The organism is Marinobacter maroccanus, assembly GCF_002933275.1.
GTDB classification, from domain to species: domain Bacteria; phylum Pseudomonadota; class Gammaproteobacteria; order Pseudomonadales; family Oleiphilaceae; genus Marinobacter; species Marinobacter maroccanus.
Genome location: NZ_PSSX01000001.1, coordinates 186,432 through 202,269, shown reverse-complemented (window position 1 = coordinate 202,269; position 15,838 = coordinate 186,432). Strand labels below are relative to the sequence as shown.

The 15,838-nt window shown below is 58.5% G+C and carries 14 protein-coding genes; 2 read left to right on the top strand and 12 right to left on the bottom strand.

Annotated features, from left to right (window positions below):
- The first annotated feature begins 1 nt into the window (after nt 1).
- Entirely contained in the window at nt 2-994 is a 993-nt protein-coding gene (gene cmoB, locus KEHDKFFH_RS00930; protein WP_192875733.1) for a tRNA 5-methoxyuridine(34)/uridine 5-oxyacetic acid(34) synthase CmoB, read from the top strand.
- Nucleotides 995-1,047: 53 nt separating this feature from the next.
- Here the strand turns inward: cmoB and KEHDKFFH_RS00925 are convergent, their stop codons facing one another.
- The 11 genes from KEHDKFFH_RS00925 to KEHDKFFH_RS00875 form a co-directional block, all read right to left on the bottom strand.
- Nucleotides 1,048-2,343 (bottom strand): adenylosuccinate synthase, encoded by a 1,296-nt coding sequence (locus tag KEHDKFFH_RS00925; protein ID WP_064228650.1) that lies wholly within the window; start codon nt 2,341-2,343, stop codon nt 1,048-1,050.
- Nucleotides 2,344-2,425: 82 nt separating this feature from the next.
- The gene (locus KEHDKFFH_RS00920; protein ID WP_104320187.1) at nt 2,426-3,607 is read right to left on the bottom strand and encodes an ATP phosphoribosyltransferase regulatory subunit; all 1,182 of its coding nucleotides are present in this window, start codon (nt 3,605-3,607) and stop codon (nt 2,426-2,428) included.
- Nucleotides 3,608-3,781: 174 nt separating this feature from the next.
- A complete protein-coding gene (gene hflC, locus KEHDKFFH_RS00915) occupies nt 3,782-4,657 on the bottom strand; it encodes a protease modulator HflC (protein ID WP_104320186.1) in 876 nt (291 codons plus the stop codon).
- A 2-nt stretch (nt 4,658-4,659) separates the two neighbouring features.
- A complete protein-coding gene (gene hflK / locus KEHDKFFH_RS00910) occupies nt 4,660-5,847 on the bottom strand; it encodes an FtsH protease activity modulator HflK (protein WP_104320185.1) in 1,188 nt (395 codons plus the stop codon).
- 83 nt (nt 5,848-5,930) lie between these two features.
- Nucleotides 5,931-7,229: a ribosome rescue GTPase HflX gene (gene hflX, locus KEHDKFFH_RS00905; protein WP_104320184.1), complete on the bottom strand. Its 1,299-nt coding sequence runs from the start codon at nt 7,227-7,229 to the stop codon at nt 5,931-5,933.
- A gap of 118 nt (nt 7,230-7,347) precedes the next feature.
- Nucleotides 7,348-7,599, bottom strand: a complete 252-nt coding sequence (gene hfq, locus KEHDKFFH_RS00900; RefSeq protein WP_008170056.1) for an RNA chaperone Hfq — start codon at nt 7,597-7,599, stop codon at nt 7,348-7,350.
- A 33-nt stretch (nt 7,600-7,632) separates the two neighbouring features.
- Nucleotides 7,633-8,637, bottom strand: a complete 1,005-nt coding sequence (gene miaA / locus KEHDKFFH_RS00895; protein ID WP_241956410.1) for a tRNA (adenosine(37)-N6)-dimethylallyltransferase MiaA — start codon at nt 8,635-8,637, stop codon at nt 7,633-7,635.
- Nucleotides 8,638-8,665: 28 nt separating this feature from the next.
- Nucleotides 8,666-10,561, bottom strand: coding sequence for a DNA mismatch repair endonuclease MutL (gene mutL / locus KEHDKFFH_RS00890; protein ID WP_104320182.1), 1,896 nt, complete (start codon nt 10,559-10,561; stop codon nt 8,666-8,668).
- Between the two features lie 20 nt (nt 10,562-10,581).
- Nucleotides 10,582-11,940 (bottom strand): N-acetylmuramoyl-L-alanine amidase, encoded by a 1,359-nt coding sequence (locus KEHDKFFH_RS00885; protein WP_104320181.1) that lies wholly within the window; start codon nt 11,938-11,940, stop codon nt 10,582-10,584.
- Nucleotides 11,941-11,978: 38 nt separating this feature from the next.
- A complete protein-coding gene (tsaE, locus tag KEHDKFFH_RS00880) occupies nt 11,979-12,476 on the bottom strand; it encodes a tRNA (adenosine(37)-N6)-threonylcarbamoyltransferase complex ATPase subunit type 1 TsaE (RefSeq protein WP_104320180.1) in 498 nt (165 codons plus the stop codon).
- Nucleotides 12,473-14,026 carry an NAD(P)H-hydrate dehydratase gene (locus KEHDKFFH_RS00875; RefSeq protein WP_104320179.1) on the bottom strand — a complete coding sequence of 518 codons (1,554 nt, stop codon included), beginning with the start codon at nt 14,024-14,026 and terminating at the stop codon, nt 12,473-12,475. The genes tsaE and KEHDKFFH_RS00875 overlap by 4 nt, the downstream gene beginning before the upstream one ends.
- Before the next feature lie 147 nt (nt 14,027-14,173).
- On the opposite strand from KEHDKFFH_RS00875, the gene queG reads away from it, so the two are divergent.
- On the top strand, nt 14,174-15,253 hold the full coding sequence (gene queG / locus KEHDKFFH_RS00870; protein WP_104320178.1) for a tRNA epoxyqueuosine(34) reductase QueG: 1,080 nt from the start codon (nt 14,174-14,176) through the stop codon (nt 15,251-15,253).
- On the opposite strand, the gene orn is transcribed toward queG, so the two are convergent.
- The gene (gene orn, locus KEHDKFFH_RS00865) at nt 15,248-15,790 is read right to left on the bottom strand and encodes an oligoribonuclease (protein WP_104320177.1); all 543 of its coding nucleotides are present in this window, start codon (nt 15,788-15,790) and stop codon (nt 15,248-15,250) included. The two genes, queG and orn, sit on opposite strands and share 6 nt — an antisense overlap.
- Nucleotides 15,791-15,838 lie beyond the last annotated feature (48 nt).

Here is a 15,838-nt window from a genome sequence, read left to right as displayed (position 1 = left end):
CATGGCAGATTTTGACTGGAAAGCCCGATTCGGGCCAATCATCAATGAACTCGCGAAAGACGGCCTGGATCATTGGGCCACTTCGCTCCGGCAGCAACTGGTTCACCGCTTCGAAGACCGCCCCCATGGCGATCTTGACCGCTGGCAGGCCGCCCTGGACCGCCTGCCCGACCTGGAGCAGGTAGCGGCGCAGCTGGACCGCTCTGCCGTTACCCTGAATGCCCCCCAGCCCCTGACCGTGGCACAACAAGAGCAGCTGGAGCTCGGACTGCGAGGCCTGATGCCCTGGCGCAAGGGGCCCTTCGATTTTTTCGGGACCTACATCGATACTGAGTGGCGCTCTGACTGGAAGTGGGACCGTGTGTCTCCGTACCTTTCAGACCTGGCCGGTCGCCGAATACTGGATGTCGGTTGTGGCTCTGGCTACCACTGCTGGCGCATGCTTGGAGAAGGTGCGAGCCGGGTGATTGGCATCGACCCGGGCCTCCTGTTCCTGTTCCAGTTCTTCAGCGTCAAGGATTACCTCGGCGACGTCCCCGTCGATCTACTGCCCATCAGGATGGAAGATCTGCCGGCAGATCTTGAAACCTTCGACACCACCTTTTCCATGGGTGTCCTTTACCACCGGCGCTCGCCACTGGACCACCTGCTGGAGCTCAAGGGGACACTTCGCCGGGGTGGTGAGCTGGTGCTGGAAACACTTGTGGTTGATGGCCCCGAGGGCTTCAGCCTGATGCCCGAGGATCGCTACGGCCAGATGCGAAATGTCTGGTTCCTGCCCAGCTGCGACACACTGCTGCGCTGGCTCGACCGCACCGGCTTCCGCAATGCCCGGGTGGTGGATGTAACCGAGACCACCACCGAGGAACAGCGCAGTACTGACTGGATGCGCTTCAATTCCCTGCAGGACTTTCTGGATCCGGACGACCCGTCGAAAACCGTGGAAGGATACCCAGGGCCACTTCGGGCCACCGTGATTGCCGAGAAGCCCTGAACACGAAAAAACCGCCGTGCTTTTCGGCAGGGCGGTTTTTCATCCATCAGCGATTATTCGCCAAATGGATGACGGAGCGTGATGGTCTCAATACGATCCGGACCAGTAGAGATCACGTCGATTGGCGCCTCGATCTGCTCTTCCAGGAAACGAATGTAGGCCTTGGCATTCTCCGGCAGCTGATCGACGCTGGTCAGGCCAACGGTGCTCTCACTCCAGCCCGGCAACTCCTCGTAGACAGGCTCGATGTCCTTGTAACTGTCGCAGCCAATGGGCGGCCGGAAAATCTCGCCGTTCGGGGTCTTGTAACCGACACACACCTTCACGGTCTCGAGTCCGTCCAGCACATCGAGCTTGGTCAGACAGATGCCGGACACGCTGTTGATCTGGATGGCGTGGCGAAGAGCCACCGCATCAAACCAGCCACAACGACGGGCGCGCCCGGTTGTGGTTCCAACTTCGTTGCCCTTGACGGCCAGATGCTGACCCATATCGTCAAACAACTCGGTGGGGAACGGCCCGGAACCAACACGGGTGGTGTAAGCCTTGGTGATACCCAACACATAGTCCAGGAACAACGGGCCGAAACCTGAGCCTGTGGCGGTACCGCCGGCGGTGGTGTTGGAAGACGTCACATACGGGTAGGTACCCAGGTCAATATCCAGCAGTGAGCCCTGCGCGCCCTCGAACAGGATGTTTTCGCCACGCTTGCGGAAATCGTGCAGCATGTCAGTGACATCAGCCGCCATGGGCAGGATTTCCTCACCCATCTGCTTCAGCTCTTCCAGGGCTGCATCAATGTCTTCGGCTTCTTCTTTGAAGTACTCGGTCAGAATGAAGTTGTGGTACGACATGATTTCCCGCAGTTTCATTTCGAAATCTGCCGGGTTACACAGATCGCCCAGGCGCAGGCCACGGCGGGAGACCTTGTCTTCATAGGCCGGGCCAATACCGCGACCGGTGGTGCCGATCTTGTCGACACCGCGAGCCCTTTCCCGGGCCTGATCAATTCGAACGTGGGTACGCAGAATGATCGGGCACGCCAGACTGATGCGAAGGCGATCGCGAACCGCCACGTCATTGGCTTCCAGCTCACGCACTTCTTTCAGCAGGGCCTCGGGCGACAGGACAACACCGTTACCGATAAGGCAATAGACATGCTGCCGCAGGATACCGGAAGGAATCAGGTGAAGCGCCGTTTTCTTGCCGTCAATAACCAGGGTATGACCGGCATTGTGACCGCCCTGGAAGCGAACAACCGCTGCAACCTTGTCGGTCAGCAGGTCAACAATCTTACCCTTGCCTTCATCACCCCACTGGGTGCCCAGCACAACAACGTTTTTACCCATGATTCTCTCTCAATGCGGCTGCCCCGCAGGACAGGCGTTTCGCAAGTTTACCTGTAAATGAATTCACCGAGGCCCCGCGGCATCAGCCCAGCGTTTGCACGACCCATTGGCCATTCTGTTTAACCAGCTCCCGGTCACAACCTCTGGCGGCCGGATTTACGCCGTCATCTTCGGGCAAGGCGCGAACAACGGTTTCCGTCATTCTCAGACCGGAGATCACGCCCTCCAGGGCCGGGTCGTCATCCGCCGGCGCCCAGACGGCCCCTGCTTTCCGTGCCACCCGTTCTCCGAGCGAGACAAGTGACCGTATATCAAGACTGAACCCAGTTGCCGGGCGGGCCCGGCCAAAATCACTGCCGATGGCATCATAACGACCACCCTTGGCCACGGAATCACCATGGCCAGGCACATAGGCCGCAAACACAAGCCCGGTGTGGTAGTTGTAGCCACGGAGCTCACAGAAATCGAATCCGAAACTGATATCCGGATAATCCCGGCTCAACATGTCGGACACCCGCCCGAGCTGATCAAGCGCAGCATCCAGACTCTCAGACGCCCCCTCCAGGATCCGGCGCGCTTGGCTCAAGGCTTCCGGACCACCGCTGACACGGGCGAGCTCTCGCAGGCGAGCGCCAGCAGAGCCAGGCGCACACTGACCAAGCAGTTCATCAAGCTCGGGAACCGATTTGCGGGCCATGGCATCGAAAATGGCGCTCTCGGTATCCCGATCAAAATCCGCTTCGCCAATCAGGCTCTCGTAGATGGCCACATGGGCCAGATCCAGATGGATACGCGGCAAACCGGAAACCCGGAGTGTTTCCAGCATCAGGCTGATCACTTCCATGTCTGCCGCTTCCGAGCCACTGCCAAACAGTTCGCAGCCGGCCTGGATGGGGGTGCGCCCCGTCAGCATATGCCTTGGACGGGTATGGAGTACGTGCCCTGCATAGCACAGGCGAGTGATCCCTTCCTGACCCAGTGTATGGGCATCAATGCGGGCGGCCTGAGGCGTCATATCGGCGCGCACACCCATCATGCGACCCGTGAGTTGATCGGTCAGCTTGAAGGTCTGTAGCTCCAGATCATGCCCGGTTCCGGTAAAAAGGGATTCGAGATATTCGATAAGCGGTGGGATAACCAGCTGATAACCCCAGCGCTGGCAGGTATCCATTACATCCCGACGCAGGGATTCGATCCGTCCGGCCAATGGAGGCAGAATATCCTCTACCCCGTCTGGCAGTAACCAGCGATCAGATACTGTCATGAGATTCCGTTGTCCGTTATATCCGCTCCGGCGCAGTCGGCGGGGGATCACACAGGATTTAAGGCGGCACTCGTTAAAAAGCCCGACACAAAACCGCAAGAATTTTACACGGTTGGCGGGCACAAAAAAACCGGAATACTGAGGTATTCCGGTTTTTGGTTTCAGCCTGCGGGGTTAACGAGCACCCTGCGGGTCGTTCAGGAATTTCATGAACGCACTGTTGGAATCGATCACCATGATGTCATCCTTGCTCATGAAGGTGTTGCGATAAGCCTGAAGACTGCGATAGAAGCTGTAGAACTCCGGATTGGAGCCGTAAGCATCAGCATAGATTCGCGCGGCTTCGCCGTCCCCTTCACCACGGGTTTCCTCAGACTGCGCAAAAGCTGTTGCAAGAACAACCGTTCTCTGGCGATCCGCGTCTGCACGAATACCTTCGGCCAGCTCGCGGCCCCGTGAACGGAACTCCTGGGCCAGTTTCTCACGCTCGGTCGCCATCCGGCGGTAAACGTTTTCGCTGACCTGCCCGGGGAACTCGATGGCCTTGACCCGGATATCCAGGACCTCGATACCAAATTCGCTCTGGGCGGTCTGGTTTACGCGATCCCGCAGGGTGTGCATCAGCTCATCCCTCTGGCCGGAAACCACTTCAACCATGGTCCGGATACCAAACTCATCCCGCAGCCCGTTGTCGACACGGGAAGATAGCAGAGACTGGGCACGGAACTCATCGCCGCCGGTTGCCCGGTAGAACTGGTCCACATCCCGGATCTTCCAGGCAATATAAGAGTCCACATCCAGTGGTTTCTTTTCCACGGTCAGGTATTGCCGGGAGGGCAGATCCATGGTCAGAACCCGGATATCGAATTCACGGACCTGGTCAATAACCGGAACCTTGAAATGAATACCCGCCTGGATGTCGGTCTCAACCAGCTCACCGAACCGGAGTAGCACACCCCTGTGGGTTTCCGGAATAATGTACACACTGGACAGCACCAGCAGGACAACGATAAGGGCGCCTGCAAGGCCCACTACACCTTTAGGTCCCATAATTATCTGCTCCTCCGAACGGTCGTATCCTGCCTGTTTCGCAGTTCCTGAAGAACCTGATCAGTCAGGGTCTGGATGTCCACATTGCCCTGGTTGCTGCTGGAAGAAGATCCACCGGTGCGGGGCAGGGAGCCCTGGGTCAGGCGGTCAAGCGGCAGGTACATCATGTTGCCACTGCTCTCGGTATCCACCAGGATTTTGCTGCTGTTGGCCAGCACAGTCTCGACCGTCTGCAGGTACATCCGCTCGCGGGTAACGGTAGGAGCCATCTGGTAAACCGCCAGCAGCTCAAGGAAACGCGCGGTTTCACCACGGGCCCGCTCGATAACCTCTTCTTTGTAAGCGTTGGCCTCTTCGATCATCCGCTGAGCCTCACCACGGGCCTCGGGAACAATCTTGTTTCGATAGGTCTCGGCCTCCTCTTTCACTCTTTGCTCGTCCTCACGGGCGCGCTGAACTTCACGGAAGGCATCCTGAACCGCAGGCGGCGGCTGAGTACTTTCAACGTTCACTCGTACGAGCTCAAGGCCGGTACCGTATTCCCGCAGGAACATCTGGAGCCTCTGCTCTACCCGAACGGCCAGTTCCGCACGACCTTCGGTCAGCACGTCGTCGAGCGTGGAGCTACCCACCTCGTGACGAATTGCGCTGTCGGTCGCGAACGCCAGTGCCTGGTTGGAGTCACGCACATTCAGTACGTAGGCCTCAGCGTCGCCTACTCGATACTGAACCTGCAGATCCACCGTCACCAGGTTTTCGTCCTGGGTCAGCATCTGGCCACTGGACTCAGCGGTACGCACGTTAGTGACACGTACCTTGGTAACACTGTCAATCAGCGGCACCTTGAACCTCAGACCCGGATTCTCGGTCTGGTGGTATTCACCGAAACGGAGGACAACCGCCCGTTCCTGTTCGTCCACGGTATAGAAAGACTGGAAGATGACGTAGCCGACCACCAGGATGGCTGCCAGCGCGAGGATGGCCCCGAAGCCAGCGGCGCTTCCGCCGCTACTACCACCGCTTCCGCCGGATTTTCCACCCTTGCCGCCAAGCATTTTGTTGAGCTTGTCGAGACCCTTTTTCAGCGCCTCATCGAGGTCTGGCGGCCCTTGATCATTACCGCGCCGACCACCACCGGTACCCCAGGGGTCATTGTCGTTACGGTTTCCACCCGGTTCGTTCCAGGCCATAGTGCTCTCCGTTACTGACTTATAGATAGAATGGCTGCAAATACTAGGGATTTATCTCCGCCCCGGCAATAGCCGTTGCGGTTTCAGGCATGTCCAACGTCCAGCCTGACGGATTTTTCGTTGACTCCGGCCCGGCTGAGCAGTTGCTGCCAGTCCCGATTCTGCAATCGCACTTCAACAACCGTATCGCCGGAATCGCGGTACTCCTCGCTCAACACCGAACCTGCTTCATGCAGCAGCGCGCGCAACTTGCCATCCGCAGGACCGAGCAGAACGAAGTGGTGAACAACATCTTCTGCCACTCGCTCAACGATTGCATCGAACAGGCCGTTGAGACCTTCACCGGTTACCGCGGACACCCAGGCCCGCACCGGAACACCGTCTTCATTGCGCTCAACCCGCGGTGTGAAGTTTTCCAACAGATCAATCTTGTTGAACACCTGCAGCATGGGAATCTCATCTGCCCCGATTTCGGCCAGAACCTCTTCAACCTGCTCGATGTTCTCGTCACGACGCGGATCGTGACTGTCGATAATATGCAGCAGCAAGGTTGCCTGCGTGGTTTCCTCCAGCGTGGCCCGGAACGCCTCGACCAGTTTGTGCGGGAGATGCCGGATGAATCCTACGGTATCCGCCATTACGACCGGCCCGATATCCGGAAGTTCCAGCCTCCGCAATGTCGGATCCAGCGTGGCAAACAGCTGGTCTGCAGCATATACGGACGAAGTGGTAATACGGTTGAACAAAGTCGATTTACCGGCGTTGGTATAACCGACCAGCGACACCGTGGGAATGTCAGCCCGCTGACGGGCTCTTCGACCCTGATTTCGCTGGCGACGTACCTTTTCGAGGCGCTTGTGGATGGACTTGATCCGCTCCCGCAAGAGACGGCGGTCGGTTTCCAGCTGGGTTTCACCCGGCCCCCGAAGACCGATACCACCTTTCTGACGTTCAAGGTGAGTCCAGCCCCGAACCAGACGCGTGGACATATGTTCGAGCTGGGCCAGCTCTACCTGGAGCTTACCTTCGTGTGTGCGGGCCCGCTGCGCAAAAATATCCAGTATCACGCCGGTGCGGTCAAGCACACGGCACTTGAGTTCATGCTCAATGTTGCGCTCCTGACGCGGGCTCAGAGCATGGTTGAACAATACGACGTCGGCTTCATTGGCGGCTACTGCATCGCGAATCTCTTCCAGCTTGCCCTCTCCGACGAAAAATCTCGGGCTGGGCTGTTTGCGGGACCCGGTAACGGTGCAGACCGGCTCAACACCGGCAGACGTAACCAGTTCGCGGAATTCACCGGGGTCTTCGGTGCCATCGTGGGCAGTAAAATCGATGTGGACGAGTACCGCGCGCTCACCGACATCAGGACGTTCAAACAATTGGCATCAACTCCGGGGCAATCAGACTATGAGTGTCATAAAAACAAACACCCGCGGCCACAAGACCCCTGGACGGGATCTTCTGGAGCGCGGGTGGCAAGACCGGGAAGCGGATGAATCAGTCTTCAGACTCGCCCTCTCCTCCCGGCGCCTGCTGCGGAATGCGAACATTGCGGGCAGGTACCACAGTGGAAATAGCGTGCTTGTAGACCATCTGGCTGACAGTATTTTTCAGCAAAATCACGAACTGGTCGAAAGACTCGATCTGGCCCTGAAGTTTGATACCGTTGACCAGAAAGATGGAAACCGGAATGCGTTCCTTGCGCAATGCATTAAGGTAAGGGTCTTGTAACGAATGCCCTTTTGACATGTGTTTTCTCCTGTTTTTAGTAAATGCAGATCGTCATTTGTCAAATTTAAATGTGGTGCGAAGTCGGATTTTTTTCAAGGCTGCCTCAGCGATAAGTTTGTCGTCGCTGTCCAGCCAGTCCACATCGGACCACTTGCGCAACCAGGTCAACTGCCGCTTGGCCAGCTGGCGTGTTGCTGCCACTCCCTTGCTGACAAATGTCTCGTAGTCGTCTTCCCCGGACAAATAACTCCAGGCCTGACGATATCCGACACAACGCATGGAAGGGAGATCAGGGTGCAAGTCTTCCCTGAGCATCAGTGCCCGCACTTCGTCGAGAAAGCCTGCATCCAGCATTTTCAGGAAACGCAGACGAATTCGCTCATGAAGCACTCGCCGCTCCGGCGGCATCATGGCAAGCTGAACCACAGTATACGGAAGCAAAGATGTTTCGTCTGCCTGCCAGCGAGTGAAATAGGTGTAATCCTCAATATCGCCGCCTTCCGCCGCTGCCGTTGGTTGTCCGCCCGAATCGGATTCGGCCTTCCAGAATTCGGAAATTGGCTTACCGGTGAGCCGCAGGACTTCGAGGGCCCGAATCAGACGCTGCCGGTTATTGGGATGGATGCGCTCAGCTGCGACCGGATCACTGCTCCTTAGTTCCTCGTGCAGGGCCTCCCAGCCCCGCTCTTCGGCCTCTTGTTCCAGAGCCCGTCGCACGGCGGGGCTTGCCGAAGGCAGGCCGGACATACCATGGAGCAGCGCTTTGAAATACATCATGGTGCCGCCTACGAGCAGGGGAATTCGGCCAGCAGCCGTTATTTCCGCCATCGCTGCCAGGGCGTCCCGACGGAAATCCGCAGCGGAGTAGGTTTCCGCCGGATCGCAGATATCAATCAACCGGTGGGGTGCGCGTGCCAGTTCGGCAGCGGTTGGTTTGGCCGTCCCGATGTCCATGCCTCGATAGATCATGGCAGAGTCCACGCTGATGATTTCGCAAGGCAGATGGTCACAGAGCGCCACGGCCAGGTCTGTCTTACCAGAGGCCGTGGGGCCCATCAGGAAGATGGCAGGGGGCAGCGACACCTCAGCGCCCCCTGAGGAACAGCTTGTCCAGTTCAGACATGGTCACCAGGGTCCATGTCGGCCGGCCGTGATTGCACTGGCCGCTCCGCTCGGTCGCCTCCATATCCCTGAGCAGCGAGTTCATTTCAGGAATGGTCAGCTGCCGGTTGGCACGAACGGAACCATGGCACGCCATGGTTCCCAGCAATTCATGTGTCACCGCTTCAACCCGGTCACTCTGTCCGTGTTCAATCAGATCGGCCAGAACGTCACGCACCAGCTGCTCTGTATCGGCACCACGCAGGAGCGCGGGCACCTGCCGAACCGCCAGGGTTTCCGGGCCAATGCGCTCGATCTGCAAACCCAGTTTCTGCAATTCTTCACCATGACTCTCGGTCAGGGCTGCCTCTTTCTGACTGACCGCCAGCGACAGCGGCACCAGCAACGGTTGGCTTTTCAGATCCTGCTCGGCGAGCGCACGTTTCATCCGCTCGTAGGTAATGCGTTCATGGGCCGCGTGCATGTCCACCACGATTAGACCCGCGCGACCTTGGGCAAGAATGTAGATCCCATGCAGCTGGGCAATGGCATAACCCAGCGGCGGCTCCTGATCACTATCAACAGGCGGAGTAGGCATTGGCGTAGCAACGCCATCGCCAGAGGGCATAGACTGCTGCCCCTCGCTACCCCCGCCGGCATTCAGGGACTGGTAAAACGCCATCTGATCGCTGGCTCGCCACTCCTGTTGCGGCTGTGATTGTCCGCCAAATCCGGAGCCTGAGCCACCTGAAGGACCGTAATCTGGCACCGACGGCTGGCCGTTCCAGGCCGTACCTGCCGGGACGGTCTCCGGGGCCTGGGCCGATGCTTCGCGACCGAAGGATTGGGCCACCGCACCGCGAAAATGATCGTCCGGGCGCACATCGGCCAATGCCTTGTGCAGGGTCCTGAAAATAAAATCGTGGACCAGACGGCCATCACGGAATCGGACTTCATGCTTCGTCGGGTGGACGTTCACGTCTACGGTGGCGGGATCCACTTCGAGATAGAGCACAAACGCCGGATGCCGGTTATTGTAGAGTACGTCCCGATAGGCCTGGCGCACTGCATGGGCCACCAGGCGGTCACGGATCACGCGACCGTTAACGAAGAAATACTGTAGGTCGGCCTGGCTGCGTGAAAACGTGGGGAGGGCTACCCAACCCCAGAGCCGCAACCCGGTAGCTTCCGCATCAATGACCACCGCGTTGTCTATGAATTGCTGGCCGCACAGTGCGCCAATACGCCGCTCGCGATCAAGCGCCGATTCGGCCGGTCTCAGGCTCTGCACAACGCGTTGATTGTGGCGCAGGGTGAAACCGGCGTCGAAACGGCTCAGGGCCTGCCGGCGCACGCACTCTTCGACATGATTAAATTCGGTCTTTTCGGTACGGAGGAATTTTCGACGGGCCGGGGTATTAAAGAACAGATCCCGCACTTCCACGGTCGTTCCGACCGGATGAGCGGCAGGCGAAATTCTCGCGTCCATTTCACGGCCCTCGACTTCCACCCGGGAAGCAGCTTCCTGCGATTCGGTCCTTGAGGTCAGGGTCAACCGTGAGACAGAACTGATACTGGCAAGCGCTTCCCCGCGAAAGCCAAGGGACGCCACAGCTTCCAGGTCATCCAGACTGGCGATCTTGCTGGTGGCATGACGACTGAGCGCCAGGGGAAGGTCGTCTTCCTCGATCCCGCCGCCGTCATCCCGAACGCGAATAAGCTTGACGCCGCCCTGCTCGACCTCAACATCGACCCGGTTGGCACCGGCATCCAGGGCATTTTCGACCAGTTCCTTGACAACAGACGCGGGTCGCTCCACCACCTCGCCCGCGGCAATCTGGTTCGCGAGCCGTGGTGACAGCAATCGAATGGGGGGCATGTTACGGAAAAACCTCTTGATCAGGACGCGGGAATACGAATGGTTTGCCCTACCATAACACGGTCGTCCCGAAGGTCGTTAAACTGCATCAGCTCACTGACGGTGGTCTGGTTTTTCCGGGCCACTCCGGACAGGGTGTCGCCACGCTGGATGCGGTAGTGGCTTATGCTGTCTCCACCCTGGCGATTCTGTTTCTGCCACGCCAGAAGAGTCCCGGGAGGTGGAGTTTTCTGGAAGTAGTCATCAATACCTTTCATGATGGCGCCAGCCAGCTTGTTACGGTACCACTCGGTGGCAAGATTCTTCTCTTCCTGGGGGTTTGAGATAAACCCGGCCTCCACAAGAATGGAGGGGATGTCCGGCGATTTCAGCACCGCAAAAGCGGCCTGCTCGACGCCAGGCTTGTGCAACTTCGCCACGCCACCAAGCTTACCGAGAACGGAACTGCCAACACCAAGGCTGGCATTGATACTGGCTGTCATCGAGAGGTCCAGCAAAACACCGGCAAGCATGTCGTCCCTGCCATCGAGAGACAATCCCCCGGCACCACCGATCAGATCAGACCGGTTCTCACTGTTAGCCAACCATCGGGCCGTCTCACTGGTGGCACCTCGCTGGGAAAGGGCGAACACCGATGCCCCTTTGGGCTGCGGTGTCCGGAAGGCGTCGGCGTGTACCGAAACGAACAGGTCGGCATTGTATTTCCTGGCCAGAATCGTTCGATTGCGAAGGCCAATGTAATAGTCTCCGGTCCTGGTCATTTTGGCGGTATATCCCGGCCGATCATTGATCAGGTTAGCCAGGGTTTTCGCCATTTTCAGAACCACATCCTTTTCACGGGTTCCCCGGGGACCAATGGCGCCAGGGTCTTCGCCGCCGTGCCCGGCATCGATGACTACAATAACGTCCCGCTTCCCGGATGAATCCTGGGTCACGGTGGGCGTTGTAGCCTTCTCCAGCCGGCTGCCACTTTCGTCAATGAGATCGACCACCAGCCTGTGGCCGTACTGCTGGTTCGGCTCAAGCTGAAAGCTCCGCGGCTTGATGTCGGCCTTGAGATCCAGGACCACGCGTATATCGGTCCCGTTTCTTGGCGCGCTCCGGATCCGCTTGATCGGGCTACCGGAAAGGTCCAGACCTGAGAAATCGGTCTTCAGATTCGCATTTTTCAGATCGATAACCAGCCGCGCCGGACTGCTCAGGGAGAAAATGTTGTGCTCTACCTGCCCGCCGGTATCCAGAACCAGCCGGGTATGATCTGGCGCGGGCCAGATACGCGCACTCTCGACCTGCGTTGCAGCCGAACCGTGAAACGCCAACAACGCGAGTAATGCCGCGATCGGCCAGATCAATCGTTTACTCAGCTTTGCACAATTCATAAAGCTTACCTGCCAGTTTATTCCCGGTCTCGGACTCGCTAATGCGCCGGACCAATCAACTCCAGTTCGTTCAGCAATTGGGCGCCCAGTTCTGAGCGGGCCCTGATCACTACGGAACGTCCTTCACCTCGAGTCTCGAGATGAATTTCCAGATCCGGCTCGGGCAATATGCCTTTACCTCGCTCAGGCCACTCAATAAGGCACAGGTTTTCGCCGGAGAAATAATCCCGGATGCCCATATATTCCAGTTCTTCAGCATCGCCCAGGCGATACAGGTCAAAATGGTAAGTCGGTGGATTGAGGTTTTCGTAGGGCTCCACCAGTGTGTAGGTCGGGCTCTTTACGGCCCCTTCGTGACCCAGCCCGCGCATGACACCCCGGCTGATGGTGGTCTTCCCCATACCGAGCTCACCATCCAGATAGATCACCAGGCCGCGGCCAGATTCCGCGACGGTTCTCGCCAGCTCACGGCCAAGATGCTCGGTTTCAGCCTCGCCTTGCAAGAAAAGCCGGCGCTCATTACCCATTATGCTCATAAGTCTCTCGCCTCCGGGTACCTCTCAGACTCCCGAAAAACCAGCGGCAGCGCATCGATAACATCGGTCGGTATCAAACCGATGAACCCACTGGCTTCTGAAGCCCTGCCAGCCGCAGCCAGGTGGACCGCCGCTCCGAGCACGGCGGCTTTTTGCCCGTCACCAATCTGCCCCAGAACCGCGCCGATAATACCCGAAAGAACATCACCCATACCGCCGGTGGCCATGCCCGGGTTGCTGCCGCTGATGACATCAAGAGCGCTACCTTCAGAAGCGACAATGGTGCCCGCGCCTTTCAGCAGAACGGTTCCGCCGTAAAGTGCCTGCAATTTTCGGGCGGCGGCCATCCTGTCCGCCTCTACCTCCGGCACCAGACAATTCAGCAACCTGGCCGCCTCGCCCGGGTGGGGCGTCAAAACGTGATTATCCGCCGGCACGGCAACCCGACCGGACAACAGGTTCAGGGCATCCGCATCCAGCACCCTTGGTTTGCCACTGGCAATCACCTGCTCCAGCATCTGCTGGCCCCAGGCACTTCGCCCGATACCAGGACCGCACACTACAACCGAGGCGGCGTCCAGCAGCGACGGTAATTCAGAGCCATGAATCAGGCCATGAACCATTACCGACGGGCATCTTGCCAGGGCGGCCGTCACATGTTCCGGGCGTGTTGCCAGCGAGACCAGACCAGCCCCGGACCGCGCTGCGGCCTCTGCCGCCAGCAGGCCCGCACCGCCATAACCCCGATCGCCGGCTACCACCAGTACATGCCCGAACCGCCCCTTGTGGGCGTTGGCAGGCCGGGGCGGCAACCAGGACATGACGGAACCCCAGTCACGACGGCACGCCACAGGTTTTTGACCACTACCGGCGACACCATCTTCTGTATCCAGGGATTCGAAAACCACTTCCCCGCAGACCGCTGCGCCCTGCCCCGTAAAAAGGCCGGCTTTGAGACCGATAAAGGTCACCGTCATGGCCGCATTGACCACATCCCCTTCGGCTGCTCCGGTGGTGGCGTTCAAACCGGACGGCAGATCCACCGCAAGGACTGGCGCAGGCGCACTGTTACATCGGCCTATCAGAGTGGCAAACGGCTCCCGGGGTGCACCGGACACGCCAGTACCGAGCATGGCGTCTACAATCAGGCCGGCACCAGCAAACAGATCATCCAGTGATGATTCGCTAAGAGCCTCCAGTTCGAGGACTTCAACACCGTCCGCCAGGGCCTTTTGCCAGGCCTTACGGGCGTCACCGGACAGTTTTACGGTTGGCGCGACGGCGATACAATGAACACCAAGACCATGCCTCCGCGCGCTGGCTGCAACCAGGTAGCCGTCACCGCCGTTATTACCCGCACCGCACAGCACCAGAACCGAGCCACAGTTGCGCCAGTGCCGCACCAGACAACGAAAGGCGGCATGGGCAGCAGACTGCATCAGCTCAAAACCATCAACACCCTGTTGATCAATCACATAGCGATCGATCTGCCTCACCGCATCGGCGGAAAACAGTGCGTCTGGTAGACTGTGCCCAGCGGACGGCGGCATGAACCTTTGCTCCCGTTACAGAAACCGGTTTAAGAAAATTGGCCAGATACCTGTAAAGCATAGCAAAACAGCGGAAAAGGTCATAACTTAATCAGATTAAATATCCGTACCCGGCTTCGCGAACAAAATCCAGCACCGGCAGTGACTATGAGCGCCACATCGTTGAGTACCACAACACACCCGGAACTCGCTGATCTGCCAGCGCTTATCCGCCAGTGGGCAGCCGAGCTCGGGTTCGCCGATGTGGGCATTACCACGGCGGACACTGGCGAGCACGCGAACCATTTGCAGGACTGGCTGGCAGCGGGTTATCAGGGCGAAATGGACTATATGGCCCACCATGGTGACAAGCGTTACACGCCCACCTCCCTGGTGCCGGGCACGACTCGGGTGATTTCAGTGAGAATGGACTACCTGCCCTCACCGGACAGCCCGAAAGAAGCGCTTACTAACCGCGAGGGCGCCTATGTGACACGCTACGCTCTCGGACGGGATTACCACAAGCTGATCCGCAAGCGGCTTGCGCAGTTGGCAGCCAGGATTGATGAAGCCGTCCGCGGATACGACTATCGGGCGTTCGTGGACAGCGCGCCGGTGCTGGAGCGCGCCCTGGCGCAGAGGGCGGGTCTGGGCTGGATTGGCAAGAACAACATGCTGATCCACCCGAAGGCCGGCTCGTTCTTTTTCCTCGGGGAAATCTTTACCAGCGCGCCCCTGCCCACCGATGAGCCGTTTGAAGCCGACCATTGCGGCAGTTGCTCCGCCTGCCTTGATCTCTGCCCGACGGACGCCTTTGTTGGCCCCCACAAGCTTGATGCCCGGCGCTGTATCAGCTATCTGACCATTGAGCTTAAGGGGAGCATACCCGAGGAGCTGCGACCACTAATGGGCAACCGGGTTTTTGGCTGCGACGACTGCCAGTTGGTGTGTCCGTGGCAAAAGTTCAGCAAGCCGACAGGAGAGAAGGACTTTCAACCGAGACACGGGCTGGACAACAGTTCCCTGGCAGAACTGTTTCTCTGGACGGAGGAGCAGTTCCTGAAACGCACTGAGGGATCCGCGATTCGGCGAACGGGCTATGAGGGCTGGCTTCGCAACCTGGCGGTCGGGTTGGGCAACGCGCCCTCAACCATTCCGGTGATAGAGGCCCTGAAACAGCGGGCAAACCACCCTTCCGAGATGGTCCGCGAGCATGTCCAGTGGGCCTTGAGGCGGCACGGTCTATAGCTTGAAGAACTGTTCCCGATAATGGCGCAGTTCGTTGATGGAGTCGCGGATGTCGTCGAGGGCTAGGTGGCTACCTTTCTTTTTAACCCCGGCCAGGACATCCGGGCGCCAGCGACGGGCTAGCTCTTTCACCGTGGATACATCGAGGTTCCGGTAGTGGAAGAAGTCTTCCAGTTCGGGCATGTACTTGACGAGGAATCGGCGATCCTGGCCGATACTGTTGCCACAGAGGGGTGACTGGCCCTTTTCCAGGTGTTTTTTCAGGAATTCGATAGTCTGCTGTTCGGCTTCAGATTCGGAGATGTCGCTTTCCTGAACGCGCTTGGTGAGGCCGCTTTCACCATGGGTTCGGGTGCACCATTCGTCCATGGCATCCAGAAAGGATTGTGGCTGATGGACGGCGATAACCGGTCCTTCCGCAACTATATTGAGCTCTGAATCGGTGATAATTGTGGCCATTTCGATGATCCGCTCTTTTTCCGGATCCAGGCCTGTCATTTCCAGATCAATCCAAACTAGGCGATCGCCTTCTGCCATTTTGTTACCAGCCTTCTAGATTTGAGTCCGCGGGCGTGGGGTTGTTGA

What these genes read in the sequence shown, in the direction of transcription:
- cmoB (WP_192875733.1), top strand. Translation starts at nt 2, where the DNA reads ATGGCAGATTTTGACTGGAAAGCCCGATTCGGGCCAATCATCAATGAA.
- KEHDKFFH_RS00925 (WP_064228650.1), bottom strand. Translation starts at nt 2,343, where the DNA reads ATGGGTAAAAACGTTGTTGTGCTGGGCACCCAGTGGGGTGATGAAGGC.
- KEHDKFFH_RS00920 (WP_104320187.1), bottom strand. Translation starts at nt 3,607, where the DNA reads ATGACAGTATCTGATCGCTGGTTACTGCCAGACGGGGTAGAGGATATT.
- hflC (WP_104320186.1), bottom strand. Translation starts at nt 4,657, where the DNA reads ATGGGACCTAAAGGTGTAGTGGGCCTTGCAGGCGCCCTTATCGTTGTC.
- hflK (WP_104320185.1), bottom strand. Translation starts at nt 5,847, where the DNA reads ATGGCCTGGAACGAACCGGGTGGAAACCGTAACGACAATGACCCCTGG.
- hfq (WP_008170056.1), bottom strand. Translation starts at nt 7,599, where the DNA reads ATGTCAAAAGGGCATTCGTTACAAGACCCTTACCTTAATGCATTGCGC.
- miaA (WP_241956410.1), bottom strand. Translation starts at nt 8,637, where the DNA reads ATGGGCCCCACGGCCTCTGGTAAGACAGACCTGGCCGTGGCGCTCTGT.
- mutL (WP_104320182.1), bottom strand. Translation starts at nt 10,561, where the DNA reads ATGCCCCCCATTCGATTGCTGTCACCACGGCTCGCGAACCAGATTGCC.
- KEHDKFFH_RS00885 (WP_104320181.1), bottom strand. Translation starts at nt 11,940, where the DNA reads ATGAATTGTGCAAAGCTGAGTAAACGATTGATCTGGCCGATCGCGGCA.
- tsaE (WP_104320180.1), bottom strand. Translation starts at nt 12,476, where the DNA reads ATGAGCATAATGGGTAATGAGCGCCGGCTTTTCTTGCAAGGCGAGGCT.
- KEHDKFFH_RS00875 (WP_104320179.1), bottom strand. Translation starts at nt 14,026, where the DNA reads ATGCCGCCGTCCGCTGGGCACAGTCTACCAGACGCACTGTTTTCCGCC.
- queG (WP_104320178.1), top strand. Translation starts at nt 14,174, where the DNA reads ATGAGCGCCACATCGTTGAGTACCACAACACACCCGGAACTCGCTGAT.
- orn (WP_104320177.1), bottom strand. Translation starts at nt 15,790, where the DNA reads ATGGCAGAAGGCGATCGCCTAGTTTGGATTGATCTGGAAATGACAGGC.